The organism is Massilia sp. IC2-477 (genome assembly GCF_020707265.1).
Lineage (GTDB): Bacteria > Pseudomonadota > Gammaproteobacteria > Burkholderiales > Burkholderiaceae_D > Telluria.
On record NZ_JAJFEQ010000003.1, the window covers coordinates 172,716 to 189,475 of the forward strand.

The 16,760-nt window shown below is 64.9% G+C and carries 16 protein-coding genes and 1 tRNA gene; 14 read left to right on the top strand and 3 right to left on the bottom strand.

The features are described from left to right. Positions 1-21: 21 nt before the first annotated feature. Complete coding sequence (locus LK542_RS06960) at positions 22-480, bottom strand: glycine zipper domain-containing protein (protein ID WP_227801083.1); 459 nt, start codon at positions 478-480, stop codon at positions 22-24. A 268-nt stretch (positions 481-748) separates the two neighbouring features. Between LK542_RS06960 and LK542_RS06965 the strand changes: the two genes are divergently transcribed. Together LK542_RS06965 and LK542_RS06970 are read left to right on the top strand one after the other, a co-directional pair. Further along, positions 749-1,819 (top strand): metallophosphoesterase, encoded by a 1,071-nt coding sequence (locus LK542_RS06965; protein ID WP_227811603.1) that lies wholly within the window; start codon positions 749-751, stop codon positions 1,817-1,819. 86 nt (positions 1,820-1,905) lie between these two features. Further along, the gene (locus tag LK542_RS06970) at positions 1,906-3,354 is read left to right on the top strand and encodes a M20/M25/M40 family metallo-hydrolase (RefSeq protein ID WP_227801084.1); all 1,449 of its coding nucleotides are present in this window, start codon (positions 1,906-1,908) and stop codon (positions 3,352-3,354) included. Between the two features lie 173 nt (positions 3,355-3,527). Here the strand turns inward: LK542_RS06970 and LK542_RS06975 are convergent, their stop codons facing one another. After that, positions 3,528-3,887, bottom strand: coding sequence for a DUF1566 domain-containing protein (locus LK542_RS06975; protein ID WP_227811332.1), 360 nt, complete (start codon positions 3,885-3,887; stop codon positions 3,528-3,530). A gap of 231 nt (positions 3,888-4,118) precedes the next feature. Here LK542_RS06975 and LK542_RS06980 point away from each other — a divergent pair, with 231 nt between their 5' ends. From LK542_RS06980 to LK542_RS06990, 3 genes are all read left to right on the top strand, one after another. Then, positions 4,119-4,532: a hypothetical protein gene (locus LK542_RS06980; RefSeq protein WP_227811333.1), complete on the top strand. Its 414-nt coding sequence runs from the start codon at positions 4,119-4,121 to the stop codon at positions 4,530-4,532. A 197-nt stretch (positions 4,533-4,729) separates the two neighbouring features. Continuing rightward, the gene (locus LK542_RS06985; protein ID WP_227811334.1) at positions 4,730-5,890 is read left to right on the top strand and encodes a right-handed parallel beta-helix repeat-containing protein; all 1,161 of its coding nucleotides are present in this window, start codon (positions 4,730-4,732) and stop codon (positions 5,888-5,890) included. A 226-nt stretch (positions 5,891-6,116) separates the two neighbouring features. Beyond that, complete coding sequence (locus tag LK542_RS06990; protein WP_227811335.1) at positions 6,117-7,508, top strand: choice-of-anchor Q domain-containing protein; 1,392 nt, start codon at positions 6,117-6,119, stop codon at positions 7,506-7,508. Positions 7,509-7,577: 69 nt separating this feature from the next. Here LK542_RS06990 and LK542_RS06995 read toward each other — a convergent pair whose 3' ends face one another. Further along, positions 7,578-8,249, bottom strand: a complete 672-nt coding sequence (locus tag LK542_RS06995; RefSeq protein ID WP_227801089.1) for an SOS response-associated peptidase — start codon at positions 8,247-8,249, stop codon at positions 7,578-7,580. Positions 8,250-8,368: 119 nt separating this feature from the next. Here LK542_RS06995 and LK542_RS07000 point away from each other — a divergent pair, with 119 nt between their 5' ends. From LK542_RS07000 to LK542_RS07040, 9 genes are all read left to right on the top strand, one after another. Beyond that, entirely contained in the window at positions 8,369-8,773 is a 405-nt protein-coding gene (locus LK542_RS07000) for a hypothetical protein (protein WP_227811336.1), read from the top strand. Positions 8,774-8,776: 3 nt separating this feature from the next. Then, positions 8,777-8,977, top strand: coding sequence for a hypothetical protein (locus LK542_RS07005; protein ID WP_227801091.1), 201 nt, complete (start codon positions 8,777-8,779; stop codon positions 8,975-8,977). A gap of 310 nt (positions 8,978-9,287) precedes the next feature. After that, positions 9,288-9,372 (top strand) — tRNA-Leu (locus tag LK542_RS07010). A 124-nt stretch (positions 9,373-9,496) separates the two neighbouring features. Continuing rightward, a complete protein-coding gene (locus LK542_RS07015) occupies positions 9,497-10,291 on the top strand; it encodes a hypothetical protein (protein WP_227811337.1) in 795 nt (264 codons plus the stop codon). A gap of 16 nt (positions 10,292-10,307) precedes the next feature. After that, positions 10,308-12,533, top strand: a complete 2,226-nt coding sequence (locus tag LK542_RS07020) for a penicillin acylase family protein (protein ID WP_227811338.1) — start codon at positions 10,308-10,310, stop codon at positions 12,531-12,533. Positions 12,534-12,542: 9 nt separating this feature from the next. Then, entirely contained in the window at positions 12,543-13,097 is a 555-nt protein-coding gene (locus LK542_RS07025) for a sugar O-acetyltransferase (protein WP_227811339.1), read from the top strand. An 89-nt stretch (positions 13,098-13,186) separates the two neighbouring features. Next, complete coding sequence (locus LK542_RS07030) at positions 13,187-13,714, top strand: thymidine kinase (RefSeq protein WP_229520693.1); 528 nt, start codon at positions 13,187-13,189, stop codon at positions 13,712-13,714. A 1-nt stretch (position 13,715) separates the two neighbouring features. Beyond that, a complete protein-coding gene (locus tag LK542_RS07035; protein ID WP_227811340.1) occupies positions 13,716-14,258 on the top strand; it encodes a hypothetical protein in 543 nt (180 codons plus the stop codon). A gap of 171 nt (positions 14,259-14,429) precedes the next feature. Then, positions 14,430-16,727 (top strand): carboxy terminal-processing peptidase, encoded by a 2,298-nt coding sequence (locus LK542_RS07040; protein ID WP_227801097.1) that lies wholly within the window; start codon positions 14,430-14,432, stop codon positions 16,725-16,727. Positions 16,728-16,760 lie beyond the last annotated feature (33 nt).

Genomic DNA, 16,760 nt, shown 5'->3' on the forward strand with positions numbered 1-16,760 from the left:
GCGCAGTGCGCGGCTTCCTGATTAGCGACCGTGGCGATCCCAGCGGTCACCGCGGTCCCAGTCGCGGCGATCATGGCGATCGTTGCGATCCCAGTCGCGGCGGTCGTGGCGGTCCCAGTCGCCGCGGCGCTCGACATAGACCGGGCGCGGTTGCACGTACACCGGACGCGGCTGCACATAGACCGGACGCGGCTGGACGTACACTGGGCGCGGCTGGACGTAGCCGTATCCGTAACCGCGGTTGTCGTAATGACGGTTGTCGTAGTAGCGGCGGTCGTCGCGGGTCGAGATCGAATTGCCCACGGCCGCACCCAGCACGCCGCCCACCAGGGCGCCACCCGAGCCGCCGGCGCTATGGCCGATCGCAGCACCGACAACGGCGCCAAGTGCAGTATTGACACCACGGTCGTCTGCCATTGCCGCTGGGGAGACGGCAACCGCGGCCAGGACCACCGCACCAACAATTTTAGATTTCCACATGGTTTTTCCTTTTTGCCTCAGCGGAGATCAGGATGATCAGGTCGACGCCAGGCATGGAATGAACTATAGACCTCTCCATGGTTGCTGCCATCCGTTAATACAGAAACTTACAAACGCCGATCCAGCGGTAACATGGAACGCGGCCCTTGCAGGGGGGCGAGGCCGCCCCATCTAACAATTGTTACTGTTTTCCGCACCAAACCCATCCGTGAACCGCTCTTTCGCTACCACCCTGTCCCTGCTGGTCCTGCTGCAAATCTACATCGGCATGCGCCTCTTGCCCGACCTCGATGCCGGGCTGCTCGTCAATATGGCGGGCGTGCTGGTGCTGGTGCTGCTCACCGTGCTGGTGCCGGTGGGCCTGATGTCGGCCTCGCTGCGGCGCCGGCGCTGGTCGGAGCTGGTGTCATGGCTGGGCCTGCTTTCGATGGGCCTGTTTTCTTCGCTGCTGGTGACGACCCTGCTGCGCGACCTGGTGCTCATCGTCCTGCGCATCACCGGCCTGATCAGCCCAGCGATCATCCATGGCTCGGCGATGGCGGTGCCGCTGGTGGCGCTGGGCGTGACTCTGCTCGGTTTCGTCAATGCGCGCCGGCTGGCGCGGGTGAAACAGGTCGACGTGCCGATTGCCGGCCTGCCGCCGTCCCTGAACGGCTACGCCATTGCCCAGGTGTCGGACATCCATGTCGGCCCCACCATCAAGCGGCCTTATCTGAATGCCATCGTGAACCGGGTCAACAAGCTGGGCGCGGACGCGATCGCCATTACCGGCGACCTGGTGGACGGCAGCGTTCACCGGCTCAGCCTGCACACCCAGCCGCTGGCGCGCCTGGCGGCACCGGACGGCGTCTTCTTTGTGACCGGCAACCATGAATACTATTCGGGCGCGGAAGAGTGGATCGCCGAAGTGCGTCGGCTGGGCGTCACCGTGCTGCTGAACCAGCACGTGCTACGCCGCCGCGACGACGCCACCGTCATGATCGCCGGCGTGGCCGACTATAGCGCCCACCATTTCAACCCCGGACACAAGAGCGACCCGCGCGCCGCCGCCGGCAGCGCGCGCAACGCGGCCGACGTGCGCATCCTGCTGGCGCATCAACCCCGCAGCGCGCCTGAGGCGGCCGAGGCCGGTTTCCATTTGCAACTGTCGGGCCACACGCACGGCGGCCAGTTCTTCCCATGGAACCTGTTCGTGCCCCTGCAGCAACCTTTCGTCGCCGGCCTGCACCGGGTACGCGACATGTGGGTGTACATCAGCCGCGGCACCGGTTACTGGGGACCGCCGAAGCGCTTCGGCGCGCCGTCCGAAATCACCTTGGTGCGGCTGGTCCCGGCATAGTGCTGTAAAGACGCCAACATTCCACAGCAAAAACTTTCCGGATGCGCTATCGTTGGAATCCCTTGAACTGAAGAAGGATCCGACGCATGAAGCGCAGCCGCCGCAGTCTCTCCGCCCTGACCGTCCTCGCCACCGCATTGCTCAGCAGTGCCGCCGCATTGCCTGCGCTGGCTGCGAGCCCCGGCAACGATCCCGCGGCGCTCGCCAAGATCCGTGACACCGCGATGGGGAGCGATTACGCCTGGGAGCGCATGGCGGACATGACCGACCTGATCGGTCCGCGCCTGTCCGGCTCGGCGGGCGCGGCCGCGGCCGTGACCCAGGTGGCGGAAGCGATGCGCAAGCTCGGCGCGAAAGTCACCCTGCAGCCGGTCAAGGTGCCGCACTGGGTGCGTGGCGTCGAGACCGGCGAGCTGGTCGACTACGCCGGCCGCCCGGCCGGCATCACCCAGCGTGTGATCCTGACCGCGCTCGGCGGTTCTGGCGCGACCCCGGCCGCTGGCCTGACTGCGCAAGTGATTGTGGTGAAGAGTTTCGAGGAACTGCAGGCGCGCAGCAGCGAGGTCAAGGGCAAGATCGTCCTGTTCGACGTCGCATTCGACCAGCATATGGCGGATCGCGGCCTGGCCGGCCAGGCCTATGGCCAGGCATCGGCCTTCCGCCGCGACGGCCCGCGCCGCTCGGCCGAGCTGGGTGCGGTGGCCGCGCTGGTGCGCTCGGTGGGTGGCGCCAATTACCGCATCGCCCATACCGGCAACACGGCGCTGCAGGACCACCCGCGCTTCCCGGCCGCGGCGGTGACGGCTGAAGACGCCATGCTGATGAGCCGCCTGGCCAAACGCGGACCGCTCAGCATGAAGCTGGTGCTGACCCCGCAGACCCTGCCGGACGCCGACAGCTACAACGTGATCGCCGACCTGCCGGGCACCGACAAGGCGGACGAGATCGTGATCGTCTCCGGCCACCTGGATTCCTGGGACCTGGCCACCGGCGCCCACGACGATGCAGCCGGCGTCGCCAGCGCGATGGCGGTGCTGGAAACGCTCAAGAAGCTCGACTACCGTCCGCGCCGCACCATCCGCATGATCGCCTGGATGAACGAAGAGAACGGTACCCGCGGCGCGCGCGGCTACCTGGCCGCCGAGCAGGCCAATGCCGAGAAACACGTCGGCGCCATCGAAAGCGACAACGGCGCCGGCCGTCCGTTCGGACTGCGCGCCAGTGTGCCGGCCACCTCGAGCAAGCTGTTCGCACCGCTGCAGGCGGCGCTGCACCCGATCGGGGCCGGCATCTTCCGCCGCGAGGATGCGCTCTCGACCGGGGACCTGTCCGGCCTGGAACGCGCCGGCGTGCCGAGCTTCGCGCCGCTGATCGACACCTCCAGCTATTTCGATTACCACCACACCCCGGCCGATACGCTGGACAAGGTCGACCCCGACCACCTGCGCCGCCACGTGGCGCTGATGGCCGCCACCAGCTGGTTCCTGGCGAACATCGAGCAGCCGATCGGCCGCGCGAACGTTCCCGACCGTTGAGCCTGATACTCGCTCAAAGACCGTCCTCTCTTGTCAGCCGTAGATTCGTCGCCCCGGCGCAGGCCGGGGCCCAATTCGCATGTGCTGTCACAAGGCATGCAAACCTGGGTTCCGGCCTTCGCCGGAACGACGTGACACGAGGCGACGAACGTATCGCTTGCTGGCTGTAGCGCTCAGGGCACCGCAATCCTTCGCACCGCCCGCGCATGCCCCCGGTAGGGCCGCCCGTAGATGGTCTGGATGCCGCTCGCGAAGTTCTGCCCCCAGACAAGCTGGGTGCGCGTTTCGTGCGGTTCGCTCGACCAGTACCAGTTGCGCTCGAAGGCTTCGCGCTGGTTGGCGAACAGCAGCGCCAGTTCGCGCCGTGTCGGCAATACTCCACCCCGTCCCATCGCCCACTCGGCTGCGGTGGGCCAGCTGACATCGACGGCCTCGCTTGGCAACAGCACCAGGTGATAGTCGGATTCTTCTCCCTTGCCCAGGATCAGTCCTGCGTAAGCCTCGCCTTCTTGCAGCATGGCACGCACTTGCATGTACTCGCCCATTTAACATTTCCTTTGGTTGGTAGCAGTCCATTAAGACTCTCCAAAAAGGGCTTTGGTTGCGTTCGGACGTTCGATCTAGCTCATGCAATTATTTGATTTCCATGAGGAAATCGATCTTGAAGAATTAATACTCCGGGAAAATTTTTTTCAAAAAAGTTGAACTTAGGAAGTTTCCTTCGCTCAAAGGGTTACATTCACTTGATGAGGCTTGTAACCTTGATGAAACGATTCAACGCTTTCGCTTCGACCCTCCGCATCAAAACCCTGCTGTGCTGCGGCGCCGCCATCCTGCTGACCGCCTGTGGCGGCAACGTCGACGGTGGCAGCGGGCAGCTGTCGGCCAGCGCCGCCAGCGTAGTCACCGATGCCGGCGCCGCAAGCACTGCGAGCACTGCCGCACCGGCTCCTGCAGTCGACACCATCGCTGAAGCAGCACCCGCAGTGAACAACGAAGCAGCGGCCCCGGCAAGCACCGAACCCGCACCCACCCCAGGCAACGCCGACGCCACCGCACAGGCGGCAGACCCGAACGCACACGCATTCGAACTGAGCGGCTACGATAGCACGGCCCCGCAAACGCAGGCCGGGCTGCAGGACGCCAGCGCAAGCGCCCTGGCCTCCACCCCGCAGTAAGGAGCAGTTCCATTCCGCACCGTCGCCCCTGCGACAGGTGCATCCATAGGCCCACAGACGTGCGTGCCTGATTCAGCAACCAGGACGATGCCACCGCTTTTTTACAGGTGGCCGGCTGCACCGGATTCCCGGCGCACCGGGGCCTTTTTTGCCCGCTGTTCCTCGCCCGCTCGGTCGGGCACTCAGGAAAACTACAAATGACCAAGACTTTCGCTTTCGCTTCGAACTTCCGCCACAAGGCCGCTCTCTGCGCAACCGCCGCCGCCCTGCTGGGCGCATTCGGCAGCGCCGCCGCCGCAACCCCGGCCACCACCTATAACTACTACGTGTCGCCGACCGGTTCGGATTCTGCGAACGGCAGCAAGGCCACGCCGTTCAAGACCCTGGCGCGCGCCGCCCAGGTCGCCAACAAGCCGAGCACCACCGTGTGGGTTGCGCCGGGCACCTACGCCGGCGGCTTCAAGACCACCGGTAGCGGCACCGCATCCAGCCGCATCTACTGGGTCTCGACCACCAAATGGGGCGCGAAGATCGTCCCTCCTAGCAACTCGACCAACAAGACTGCCTGGGACAACCGCGGCAACTACGTCAGCATCATCGGCTTCGAAGTCGATGGGAGCAAGATCGGTTCGGGCACCAAGTGGACCCTGGGTATCTACACCGGCGGTTCCTACAACGTGATCGAAGGCAATCACGTGCACCATACCGCGACCACCATCCCGTGCTCGAGCGCGGGCGGTTCCGCCATCGGCGTGGACAGCTACTACAAGGGCGTCAAGGGTGACGTGATCGGCAACGTCGTGCACGACATCGGCCCGGCCGGCTGCTCGTATGTCCAGGGGATCTATCACTCGACCTCGGGGACCATCAAGAACAACGTGGTCTACCGCGTCGGTTCGGCCGCGATCCACCTGTGGCACGACGCGACCGACCTCAAAATCGTCAACAACACCGTGAGCTCGTCGGTGTTCGGCATCATCGTCGGCGGCGGCGACTTCTACTTTACGTCGGCCGGCGCGAATAACGTCCACGTGCACAACAACATCGTGTTCGATAACAAGTACGGCATCTCGGAGCAGGGCCGCACCGGTACCGGCAACACCTACAAGAACAACCTGGTGTTCCAGAACCCGACCTACAACATTTCGCTGCGCAATGGTCTGAAGGCCACTAACACCATCAGCTCGAACCCGCTGTTCGTCGGCTACTCGCGCACCGCCGCCATGCCGAACTTCAAGCTGACCACCAGCTCGCCGGCCATCGGCCGCGGCCTGGCGACCTATGCGCCGACGACCGATATCGACGGCCGCGCACGAAACGCCACCACGGGTTATGACGTGGGCGCCTACCAGCACTAAGCAGCACTCAGCAGCACCAGGCAGTACCAAGCAGCAACAAGCTTTGCATCCCGTGCAGGCGGCTCCGCCGCCTGTGCACCCGAGGGCGCACGCATGCATGCGCCCGTCAAGCAACCAGGAAGGCGCCGCCGCTTTTTTACAGGCGGCCGTCGCACCGGATTTCCCGGAGCGCGGGGCAGGTTTTGCCCGTCATTCCAGCCCTGCCGGGCCCACAGGAAAAACACAGATGAACAAGACTTTCGCTTTCGCTTCGCACATCCGCCACCACGCCGTCCTCTGCGGCACCGCCGCCGCCCTGCTGGGCGCCTTCGGTGTCAGCACCGCCGCCACCGCGGCCACCGCCCCGACTTTCGCAGCCGCCACCACCGCGCAACAGAACCAGATCAACCAGCTGTACGTCCAGCTGCTGGGCCGTCCTGCGGATGCCGGTGGCCTGGCATTCTGGTCGGGTCTCCTGGACCGTGGTGTGAGCCTGGACTACATCGCTGCCCAACTGAAGGCCAGCGAAGAGTACGCGAAGCGCAATACGAACTCCGGCCCGACCGCCGGCGGCGGCCTGCCGACCATCCCGGCTACCACCTATAACTACTACGTGTCGCCAACCGGTTCGGACTCTGCCAACGGCAGCAAGGCCACCCCGTTCAAGACCCTGGCGCGCGCCGCCCAGGTCGCCAACAAGCCGAGCACGACCGTCTGGGTCGCCCCGGGCACCTATGCCGGCGGCTTCAAGACCACCGGCAGCGGCACCGCAGCGGGTCGCATCTACTGGGTCTCGACCACCAAGTGGGGCGCCAAGATCGTACCGCCGGCCAACTCGACCAACAAGACCGCCTGGGACAACCGCGGCAACTACGTCAGCATCATCGGCTTCGAAGTCGACGGCAGCAAGATCGGTTCGGGCACCAAGTGGACCCTGGGTATCTACACCGGCGGTTCCTACAATGTGATCCAGGGTAATCACGTGCACCACACCGCCACCACCATCCCGTGCAACAGCGCGGGCGGTTCGGCGATTGGCGTGGACAGCTACTACAAGGGCGTCAAGGGCGACGTGATCGGCAACGTCGTGCACGACATCGGCCCGGCCGGCTGCACCTACGTCCAGGGCATCTACCATTCGACCTCGGGCACCATCATGAACAACCTGGTGTACCGCGTCGGCTCGGCGGCGATCCACCTGTGGCACGATGCGACCGACCTGAAGATCATCAACAACACGGTGACTTCGTCGGTGTTCGGCATCATCGTCGGCGGCGGTGATTACTACTTCACCTCGGCTGGCGCGAACAACGTCCACGTGCACAACAACATCGTGTACGACAACAAGTATGGCATCTCGGAGCAGGGCAAGACCGGTACCGGCAACACCTACAAGAACAACCTGGTGTTCCAGAACCCGACCTATAACTTCCAGCTCCGTAATGGCCTGACCCACACCAACACGATCAGCTCGAACCCGATGTTCGTGGGCTACTCGCGTACCGCAGCGACGCCGAACTACGAACTAAGCGCCAGCTCGCCGGCCATCGGCCGCGCCATCTCGACCTACGCACCGTCGACCGATATCGACGGCGTGGCGCGCGGCGCGAGTGCTGACCTGGGCGCTTACCAGCACTAATCTGCTGAGCAGTTGATCGATTAGAACTCGCAGGCGCAAGCCTGCGGGTTTTTTTCGCCTGGCGAAGAGTTAGTCGGCCAGCGGCAGCGCCATCTGCGGATCCTGGACGCCCGGGCGGTTCACCGCGTTGGTCACCTTGTACCATTCGAAGGCATCACAGGGCAGGGCGGCGCGGCGCGCCAGGTCGAGCGCTTCCTCGGCCGAGAGCGCGGGATTGAGCCACAGCTCGGCATCGGCCGCTTCCAGCACCACCGGGCGGCGGTCGTGGATGTCGAGCATGCCCTCGTCGGCGGCGTCGGTGACCAGCACGAAGCCGGCCTCGGCCCGGTTCTCGGTAAAGCTGCCGAAGTTCGCCAGGGCCAGGAAGAACAGCGGCCCGCGGTCCTTGCGGTGGATGTGCCAGGGCTGCTTCTTGCCCTTTTCGCCGGTCCATTCGTACCAGCCCTCGGCCGGCACAATGGCGCGGCCGTTCTTGAGCAGCGGCTTCCAGTAGCGGTTGGTGAGCTTGTCCATGCGCGCATTGACCATGATCGGCACCTTGCCCTCGGCCCAGCGCGCGCGATAGCTCCAGAACACATCGTCGATGCGGCGCTCGCCGTCCTGCAGGTGCATGACCGGGCGGTAGCTGCCGGGCGAGACATTCCACGCGGGCGTCGACTCGCTGTCGTAGACCGCATCGGTCCAGCCGAATACGCTGGCGTAGTAGCGAGCCGTCTGGCTCTGGTCAAATCGTCCACACATGATTCCATGGTAACGCAGGCATGTAGAAGGCGCGGCACGCTAGCGTGCGGATGAGTTCGCATTGCCATGGCGCAGGGTGGTATGCTCGCGGCTAAACCGAATCGATAGGAGAACCCGAGATGGCAACTGGCTGGTGGAGCGTCCTCAAGACCGTGCCCTGGAGCGAAGTGATCAATGCGGCGCCGCAGGTAGCGAGCGGTGCACGCCGTCTGTGGGACACGGTGGCGCGCAAGTCCGGCGGCGCGGCCGGCATGCCGATGGGGCAGGCGATGGAGGCGGAGCCGGAAGAAGACCACTTCGGCACCCTGGTCATGCGTGTGGAAAGGAATGAAGCGACCCTGCTCGACCTGCGCACCCAGATGCTGCAGGCCTCCGAGATCATCGCCAACCTGGCCGACCAGAATGCCCAGCTGATCGCCAAGATGGACCTGGCGCGCACCCGCATGCTGTGGCTGGGCGTGGCGACGGGGGTGTCGTCGATCCTGGCGCTGGTATCGCTGGCCCTGATCCTGGCGCGCACCTAACCCATGAAGATCGTCCTGATCCTGGCGACGCTGTTCGTGTTCGTGTCGATGCTGCTGAACTCGGCCCGGCGTCGCGGCAAGCTCGACAACAAGGCAAACCGCGCCGTTGCCGAGCTGGCGACCTCGATGCGGATCTTCGTCTACGGCTTGCTGTTTTTCGTCGGGATGGTTTGCCTGGCAGTGGCTTGGGAGTCACTGCACTAAATACATTGCCACATGATTGTGCGATCACGCTGACAAACTCGCGGGAGAAAGCGGCGCTTGTAGGTCCCGATAGCGGGCCTATGTAGGTTACGTTCTCTGGTGGATAGTTCCCACCTCTCCGCGTGTCTCCAGCTCAGTGTTGACTGAGTATTCGGCCGCTGCCTCTGCAGGCAGCGGCATTTTTTTTGTGCGCCCCCTGCCGCCCAGTCCCTGAACCGTAAAAGTTTCCGACAATTATGACCCTTCGGGATGTGGATGATGCTCGACTACTAACACCCTGTCCCCTGCACGTAGTACAATCCCCGCCGGCGCGGGCATGGCGAAATTGGTAGCCGCAGCAGACTTAAAATCTGCCGACGCAAGTCTTGCCGGTTCGAGTCCGGCTGCCCGCACCAAACCTTTCCTCATCCGGCGTTCGCCGGGCTGGTTTCCTACTCATCCATTGGTCCTCCGGCAAGGATGGTGTAGCATGCCGGACGGCGGCCTGACCTTGTTGCCGCCGTAGCAAGAGGACACCAATTGAACATCACTATCAATGACGAGCTGCGTGCCTTCGTCGACCCGCTGACCGATATCGAATACGCCGCGCTCGAGCGCAGCCTCCTCGCCGAGGGCTGCCGCGACGCGCTGGTGCTGTGGCGCGACACCCTGATCGACGGCCACAATCGCTACGAGATCTGCCAGAAGCACGGCATTCCCTTCCGTACCGTCCACAACAACAACTTCGCGTCGATCGAGGACGTGATGCTGTGGATGATCGACAACCACCTGGCGCGCCGTAGCGTGTCGGACTTCCAGCGCGGCGTGCTGGCGCTCAAGAAGAAAGAAATTGTCACCGCCCGCATGGCCGAGAAGATGGCCGAGGCGCCGCCCGAGCCGGAAGCCGACGACATGGATTCGCGCCCGCCGCCGCCCTGGAACACCCGCGAGGAAGTGGCCAAGGCCGCGCGCGTGTCGGCCAATACCATCAGCCAGATCGAACGCATCCAGAAGGCGGCGACGCCGGAGCTGCGCGAAGCGGTGCGGACCGGCACCATCTCGATCAATGCCGCCGCCAACGTGGCCCAGCTGTCGGAAGAAGAGCAGAAGGCGGCCGTGGCCGGTGGACGCAAGGAATTGCAGCAGGCCGCGCGCCAGGTGCGCGAGCAAAAGATGGCGACCCGGCCGAAGAAAGAGACGGCGCCGGCCGACCCGGCGGACGAGCTGGCCGCTGCGCGCGCCGAGGTCGCTTCGCTGAAGGACCGCGTCGCGACCCTGCTCACCGAGAACGAAGTGCTGAAACAGCGCCTGATCCACGCCGGCATCACACAATAATTATCCGGAGACACGCATGACGACCACCCGCCTGATCCTGCCCACCATCCTGGCCTGCGCCTTGGGCGCCGCGCCCGTGCTCGCCGCGCCGACGACGGCAGCCCCGAGCGCGAAGCAGGGCGCCAGCGCGCTCGAGCTGGCGCGCTGGAAGAAGACGGCGGCGCGGGTGACCATCATGCGCGACAAGTGGGGCATTCCCCACGTGTTCGGCAAAACCGATGCAGACGCGGTGTTCGGCCTGCTGTATGCCCAGGCCGAGGACGATTTCAACCGCGTCGAGCTCAACTACATCAACGCGATGGGCCGCCTGGCCGAGGTCGAGGGCGAGAAGGAAGTCTGGCGCGACCTGCGCATGAAGATGTACATCACCCCAGCCGACATGCAGGCCAAGTACGCCGCCAGCCCGGCATGGCTCAAGGAGCTGATGATCGGATTTGCCGACGGCGTGAACTACTACCTGCATACCCATCCGGAAGTAAAGCCGAAGCTGATTACCCGCTTCGAACCCTGGATGGCGCTCAGCTTCAGCGAGGGCAGCATCGGCGGCGACATCGAGTCGATCGATCTGAAGGAACTGGAGCGCTTCTACGGCAAGCAGCCGCAGCAGGCCAGGGTGGCCATGCTGGACAAGGGCTTCGACGCCGAGCCGCGCGGCTCGAACGGCTTCGCGATCGCGCCCAAGCTGTCCAGCTCGGGCAATGCGCTGCTCCTGATCAACCCGCATACCTCGTTCTACTTCCGTCCGGAAGTGCACATGGTGAGCGAGCAGGGCCTGAATGCCTACGGCGCCGTAACCTGGGGCCAGTTCTTCATCTACCAGGGCTTCAATGACAAGGCCGGCTGGATGCATACCTCGGGCGGCGGCGACGTCATCGACGAATACCTCGAGACCGTGGTCGAGAAGGGCGGCAAATACTTCTATAAGTATGGAAATGAAGAGCGCCCGATGCAGGCGCGGACCATCACGCTGCCGTACAAGACCCCCTCCGGCGCGATGGCGAGCAAGACTGTCACGGCATACTTCACCCACCACGGCCCGGTGGTGCGCGCCCAGGACGGCAAATGGGTGGCCGTCAAGATGATGGACGAGCCGCTCAAGGCGCTCACCCAGTCGTACAGCCGCACCAAGGCGCGCGACTACGACGCCTTCTACAAGGCGATGGAGCTGCGCACCAATTCCTCCAACAACACTGTGTACGCGGATGCCAAGGGCAATATCGCCTACTTCCACGGCAACTTCATCCCGAAACGCGACCCGCGCTTCGACTGGAGCAAGCCGGTCGACGGCAGCACCCCCGCCACCGAATGGCAGGGCCTGCATGCCATCAAGGACACGATCACGCTGTTCAACCCGGCCAGCGGCTACATCTCGAACACCAACAACTGGCCGTTCAGCTCCTCGGGTGCGAGCAGCCCGAAACGCGAGAACTGGCCCGACTACATGTGGTCGCTGCCGGAAAACGCGCGCGGCCGCCATGCCGAGCGCGTGCTCAAGGACGCCAAGGGCTTCACCCTCGACAGCCTGATTGCCGCCGCCTACGACAGCCACCTGACCGCCTTCGAGCCCCTGCTGCCGCAACTGCTGAAGGACTACGACGCGCTGCCAGCGAGCGATCCGCGCAAGGCGGCGCTGGCTGCGCAGGTGGCAAGCCTGCGCGGCTGGGACCTGCGCTTCGGTGTCGCGTCCGTGCCGACCTCGCTGGCGATCTACTGGGGCCAGGACATGGTGGCCCAGCACGCCGCGCGCGCGCGTGCCCAGGGTACGCCGGTGGTCGACTTCATCACGAGCAGCCTGAATGCCGAGGAGCGCCTGGCGTCGCTGCAGCGGGCCAGCGACAAGCTCACTGCCGATTTCGGCACCTGGCAGACCCCGTGGGGCGAGATCAACCGCTTCCAGCGACTCAGCGGCGACATCGACCAGCAGTACGACGACAGCAAGCCCAGCTGGCCGGTGGGGTTTGCGTCGGCCAACTGGGGTTCGCTGGCTTCGTTCGGCATGGTGGCCAAGCAAAAGACCAAGCGCATCTACGGCGACCGCGGCAACAGCTTCGTCGCCGTGGTGGAATTCGGCAGGCGCCTGCGCGCCAAGAGTATCCTTGCAGGTGGCAACAGCAATAATCCGGCCTCGAAGCACTTCGCCGACCAGGCCGAGATGTACAGCCGCGGCGAGTTCAAGGACGTGCTGTTCTACAAGGAAGACATCGAGAAGCACCTGGAGCGCAAGTACCACCCTGGACAGTGAGGGCTTGATATGCGGATGAGCGAGCGGCACAAGATGCTGGCGGGCGAGCCCTACCATGCGAACGATCCGGAGCTGGTGGCCGAGCAGGGGCTGACGGCCGCCTGGCTGGCGCGTTACAACGCCGCGCTGGGCCAGCCGGTCTCGGTCTGGCGCACGCTCCTCGCCGAACGCCTGGGCGCGCTGGGGGAGGGCAGCATCGTCCGTCCACCTTTCCACTGCGACTACGGCTGGAACATCCGCCTCGGCAGCCGCGTCTTTGTGAACTTCAGCTGCGTGTTCCTCGACGTCGCGCAGGTAGGCATCGGCGACGACACCCGCATTGGGCCGAACGTGCAGATCTACACCGCTGAGCATCCGCTCGACCCGGTCTTGCGCCGCAGCGGCCAGGAATCGGGGCGGCCGGTCACCATCGGCAGCAACGTTTGGATCGGCGGCGGCGCCATCATCCTGCCGGGCGTGAGCATCGGCGACGATGCCGTGGTCGGCGCCGGCAGCGTGGTCACCCATGACGTGCCAGCGGGCGCCCGTGTCGCAGGCAATCCGGCGCATCCGCAGGGCGGTTGAGCTGGTCCGAACCCGTTTCCGCTTGTTATAATCCGGCAATTCTTTCGATCAGCTCGGCCGTGGCAAAACTCTATTTCAGGTATTCGGCGATGAACGCCGGCAAATCGACCTCCCTGCTGCAGGTCGCGCACAACTACGAAGAGCAGGGCCAGAAGGTCAAGCTGTACACGGCGGCGATCGACAACCGCTACGGCGTCGGCTTGATCACCTCGCGCCTCGGCCCGCAGCGCCAGGTCGACCTGTTCGACGGCGACACCGATTTCCTCGCCAGCGCGCCGGCGGTGGCTTGCATCCTGGTCGACGAAGCCCAGTTCCTCACCACCCTGCAAGTGCAGCAGCTGCACCAGGTGGCCCAGGTGCGCGGCATTCCCGTGATCTGCTACGGCCTGCGCAGCGACTTCCGCGGCGAGCCTTTCCCCGGTTCGGCCTACCTGCTGGCGCTGGCCGACGACATCGAGGAAATCAAGAACATCTGCACCTGCGGCAAGAAGGCGACCATGAATATCCGGGTCGATGCCGAAGGCCGCCGCATCCGCGAAGGCGAGCAGGTCAGCATCGGCGGCAACGAGAGCTACCGCCAGGCCTGCGGCCGCTGCTTCTATTCGGGCACCCATTGAGATGAGCCTGCAGGGCGGCGGCCTGCTCGACATGCTGCTCTACCTGGTCCCCTCGGCGGCGCTGGCGCTGCTGCTGTGGATCGGTTCTGGCGCCCATCCCTTCTTTTTCCTGTTCACCGCTGCCGGCACCCTGTGCCACGAGCTGGCCCATTTCTCGGTCGGGCTGCTGACCAATGCCGAGCCGGTCGGCCTGAGCGTGTTCCCGCGCCGCATCAAGAAGCCAGGTAAGGGACATAACTGGGAACTGGGCTCGGTCACCTTTGCCAACCTGCGCTGGTACAACGCGGCCCCCGCCGCGCTGGCGCCGCTCTTGGTGCTGGTGCTGCCGTTTGCGGTCGCCTGGTGGCGCACCCGGCAGGGCTGGGTGTTCGAGCCGCTCGACCTGGCGCTCACTTTCCTGCTGGCGCCGCAGTTCCTGTCCTTCTGGCCGTCGCCGGTGGACTGGCGCCTGGCGGCGCGCTCCTGGCCCTGGATTCCGGTGCTGCTCCTTGTCGCTCTGGCCACATTCTTTCGCACGGAACTCTTCCAGCTTGTCAAAGGATGAAGGCCTGGCTTATGACAGCCTTAATTGTCGGGCGCAAATGAACAAATGCCGGCTCTGCCTTCCTCCGGCTTCCTGTAGAATGGCCACGAAGGGCGTATTGACCGGCTTGCTTGTTTCCATCCATCTCCGGTCGCGCCGAGGCACAGTATTTTCGTTTCGGAGAGACGACGAATGAAGAAGCACCACCTGTTCATGGCCGCCATGGCCTTTGCGATGTCCGCCCACGTGGTGACCGCCCAGCCGGAAAAAGTCGCGGCTGTCGCGCCCGTCAAATCCCCTGCCGCCGGCGCCCCCGTGACCGCCGCCAGCCTGCAAATCAAGCCACTCGCCCAGCAGACCGAGGCGGCGCTGTGGGCGACCCGGGTGCTGGGGCGCTTGCACTACAAGGCGGTCCCGCTGGACGACGCCATGTCGGTCAAGATCTTCGACAATTTCTTCGAGGCTTGGGACAGCGAGAAGCTCTACTTCGTCCAGTCGGACATCGACAGCTTCGCGCCTCTGCGCAGCCGCATGGACGACGCCATCAACAACGAAGACCTGCGCGGTCCGTTCTCGATCTTCAACCTGTTCCAGCAGCGTTTCACGGAGCGCATGAACTACGCGCGCGAGCTGCTCAAGACCCGCCCCGACTTTACGATCGACGAGTCGATCGAGCTCGACCGTGAAAAATCGGCCTGGGCCAAAAATGAAGCCGAGATCCGCGAACTGTGGCGCAAGCGCGTCAAGCATGACTGGCTGCGCCTGAAGCTGGCCGGCAAGGACGAGAAGGCCATCCGCAGCACCCTCGACAAGCGCTACGAGAATTACATCGCCCGCATCCGCAAGCTGAACAACGAGGACGTGTTCCAGACCTTCATGAACGCGTACGCGACTGCGATCGAGCCGCACACCAACTACCTGGGCCCGCGCTCGGCGGACAACTTCGAGATCGCGATGCGACTGTCGCTGGAAGGCATCGGCGCCGTCCTGCAGTCGCGTGACGAATACACCGTCATCCGCGAAATCGTGCCGGGCAGCCCGGCCGCGCTGTCGGGCAAGCTGAAGGTGGGCGACCGCATCGTCGGCGTGGCGCAGGGCAACGGTCCGTTCACGGACGTGCTGGGCTGGCGCATCGACGACGTGGTCCAGCTGGTGCGCGGCGCCAAGGGCTCGACCGTGCGCCTCGACGTGCTGCCGGGCGACGCCGGTCTCGACGCCAAGCACGTGACCGTGTCGATGGTGCGCAAGAAGATCAGCATGGAAGAGCAGGCCGCCAAGAAGTCGATCATGGAAGTCAAGGACGGCGCCGTCAAGCGCCGCGTGGGCGTGATCTCGCTGCCGACCTTCTACCTCGACTTCGAAGCGCGCCGCCGCGGCGAGAAGGATTACCGCAGCGCCACCCGCGACGTGGCCCGCATCCTGACCGAACTCAAGAAAGAGAAGGTGGACAACGTCCTGATCGACCTGCGCAACAACGGCGGCGGCTCGCTGGACGAGGCGATCGAGCTGACCGGCCTGTTCATCGACAAGGGCCCGGTGGTGCAGCAGCGCGACGCCCAGGGCCGCGTCGAGGTGGGTGAGGACGTGCAGCCCGGCCTGGCCTGGGACGGTCCGATGGGCGTGCTGATCAACCGCGGCTCCGCTTCGGCCTCGGAGATCTTCGCCGCCGCGATCCAGGATTACGGCCGTGGCCTGGTCATTGGCGAGCCGAGCTTCGGCAAGGGCACCGTGCAGACCCTGTACAGCCTCGATCGCTTCGCGCCGGCAGAGAAGGTGCGCTACGGCGAGCTGAAGATGACCGTGGCCCAGTTCTTCCGCATCAACGGCGGCACCACCCAGCTGCGCGGCGTGACCCCGGACATCAAGCTGCCGGTGCTGTCCGACCTGGAAAGCTTCGGTGAATCGTCCTACGACAATGCACTGCCCTGGGTGGCCATCAAGCCGGCCAGCTATACGGCGGCAGGCGACCTCAAGGAGCTGATCGGCCCGCTGCAGAAGCGCCATGAAGCCCGTATCGCCAAGGACAAGGAGTTCCAGTTCCTGCAGGAAGACATCGCCGAAGTCCTGAAGGTCCGCAAGGAAAACGCGATCTCGCTGAACGAGGCGGTGCGCCGCAAGGAACGCGACGAGCAGGAAGCCAAGGCCAAGGTGCGCGAAGCCCGCCTGGCCGGCGCCAGCGGCACCAACAGCGACGAGCCGGCCGCCGGCCCGGCAGGCAAGGAAGCGCGCGGCAAGGTGCCGGCCCCGACCAAGCCAGCCAAGGCCGTGACTGCCGTGCGCGGCTCCCCGCGCCAGGACGACGGCCTGACCTACGACGAGCGCGACCTGGCGGCGGACCTGGCTGCCGAGAAGGCGGCCAAGGACGCCAAGGACATCCTGCTGCAGGAAGCAGCCAACATCCTGGCCGACGAGGTCGGCATGCTGCGCACCGACACCCGGATGGCCTCGCGTGCCATGCCTTATATGGCGGCGTCACGTACCGGTAACTGAGCACTGGGCGCGAGCGGCGCCCGAACAGAACGG

What these genes read in the sequence shown, in the direction of transcription:
- LK542_RS06960 (WP_227801083.1), bottom strand. Translation starts at nt 480, where the DNA reads ATGTGGAAATCTAAAATTGTTGGTGCGGTGGTCCTGGCCGCGGTTGCC.
- LK542_RS06965 (WP_227811603.1), top strand. Translation starts at nt 749, where the DNA reads ATGCGCCTCTTGCCCGACCTCGATGCCGGGCTGCTCGTCAATATGGCG.
- LK542_RS06970 (WP_227801084.1), top strand. Translation starts at nt 1,906, where the DNA reads ATGAAGCGCAGCCGCCGCAGTCTCTCCGCCCTGACCGTCCTCGCCACC.
- LK542_RS06975 (WP_227811332.1), bottom strand. Translation starts at nt 3,887, where the DNA reads ATGCAAGTGCGTGCCATGCTGCAAGAAGGCGAGGCTTACGCAGGACTG.
- LK542_RS06980 (WP_227811333.1), top strand. Translation starts at nt 4,119, where the DNA reads ATGAAACGATTCAACGCTTTCGCTTCGACCCTCCGCATCAAAACCCTG.
- LK542_RS06985 (WP_227811334.1), top strand. Translation starts at nt 4,730, where the DNA reads ATGACCAAGACTTTCGCTTTCGCTTCGAACTTCCGCCACAAGGCCGCT.
- LK542_RS06990 (WP_227811335.1), top strand. Translation starts at nt 6,117, where the DNA reads ATGAACAAGACTTTCGCTTTCGCTTCGCACATCCGCCACCACGCCGTC.
- LK542_RS06995 (WP_227801089.1), bottom strand. Translation starts at nt 8,249, where the DNA reads ATGTGTGGACGATTTGACCAGAGCCAGACGGCTCGCTACTACGCCAGC.
- LK542_RS07000 (WP_227811336.1), top strand. Translation starts at nt 8,369, where the DNA reads ATGGCAACTGGCTGGTGGAGCGTCCTCAAGACCGTGCCCTGGAGCGAA.
- LK542_RS07005 (WP_227801091.1), top strand. Translation starts at nt 8,777, where the DNA reads ATGAAGATCGTCCTGATCCTGGCGACGCTGTTCGTGTTCGTGTCGATG.
- LK542_RS07020 (WP_227811338.1), top strand. Translation starts at nt 10,308, where the DNA reads ATGACGACCACCCGCCTGATCCTGCCCACCATCCTGGCCTGCGCCTTG.
- LK542_RS07025 (WP_227811339.1), top strand. Translation starts at nt 12,543, where the DNA reads ATGCGGATGAGCGAGCGGCACAAGATGCTGGCGGGCGAGCCCTACCAT.
- LK542_RS07030 (WP_229520693.1), top strand. Translation starts at nt 13,187, where the DNA reads ATGAACGCCGGCAAATCGACCTCCCTGCTGCAGGTCGCGCACAACTAC.
- LK542_RS07035 (WP_227811340.1), top strand. Translation starts at nt 13,716, where the DNA reads ATGAGCCTGCAGGGCGGCGGCCTGCTCGACATGCTGCTCTACCTGGTC.
- LK542_RS07040 (WP_227801097.1), top strand. Translation starts at nt 14,430, where the DNA reads ATGAAGAAGCACCACCTGTTCATGGCCGCCATGGCCTTTGCGATGTCC.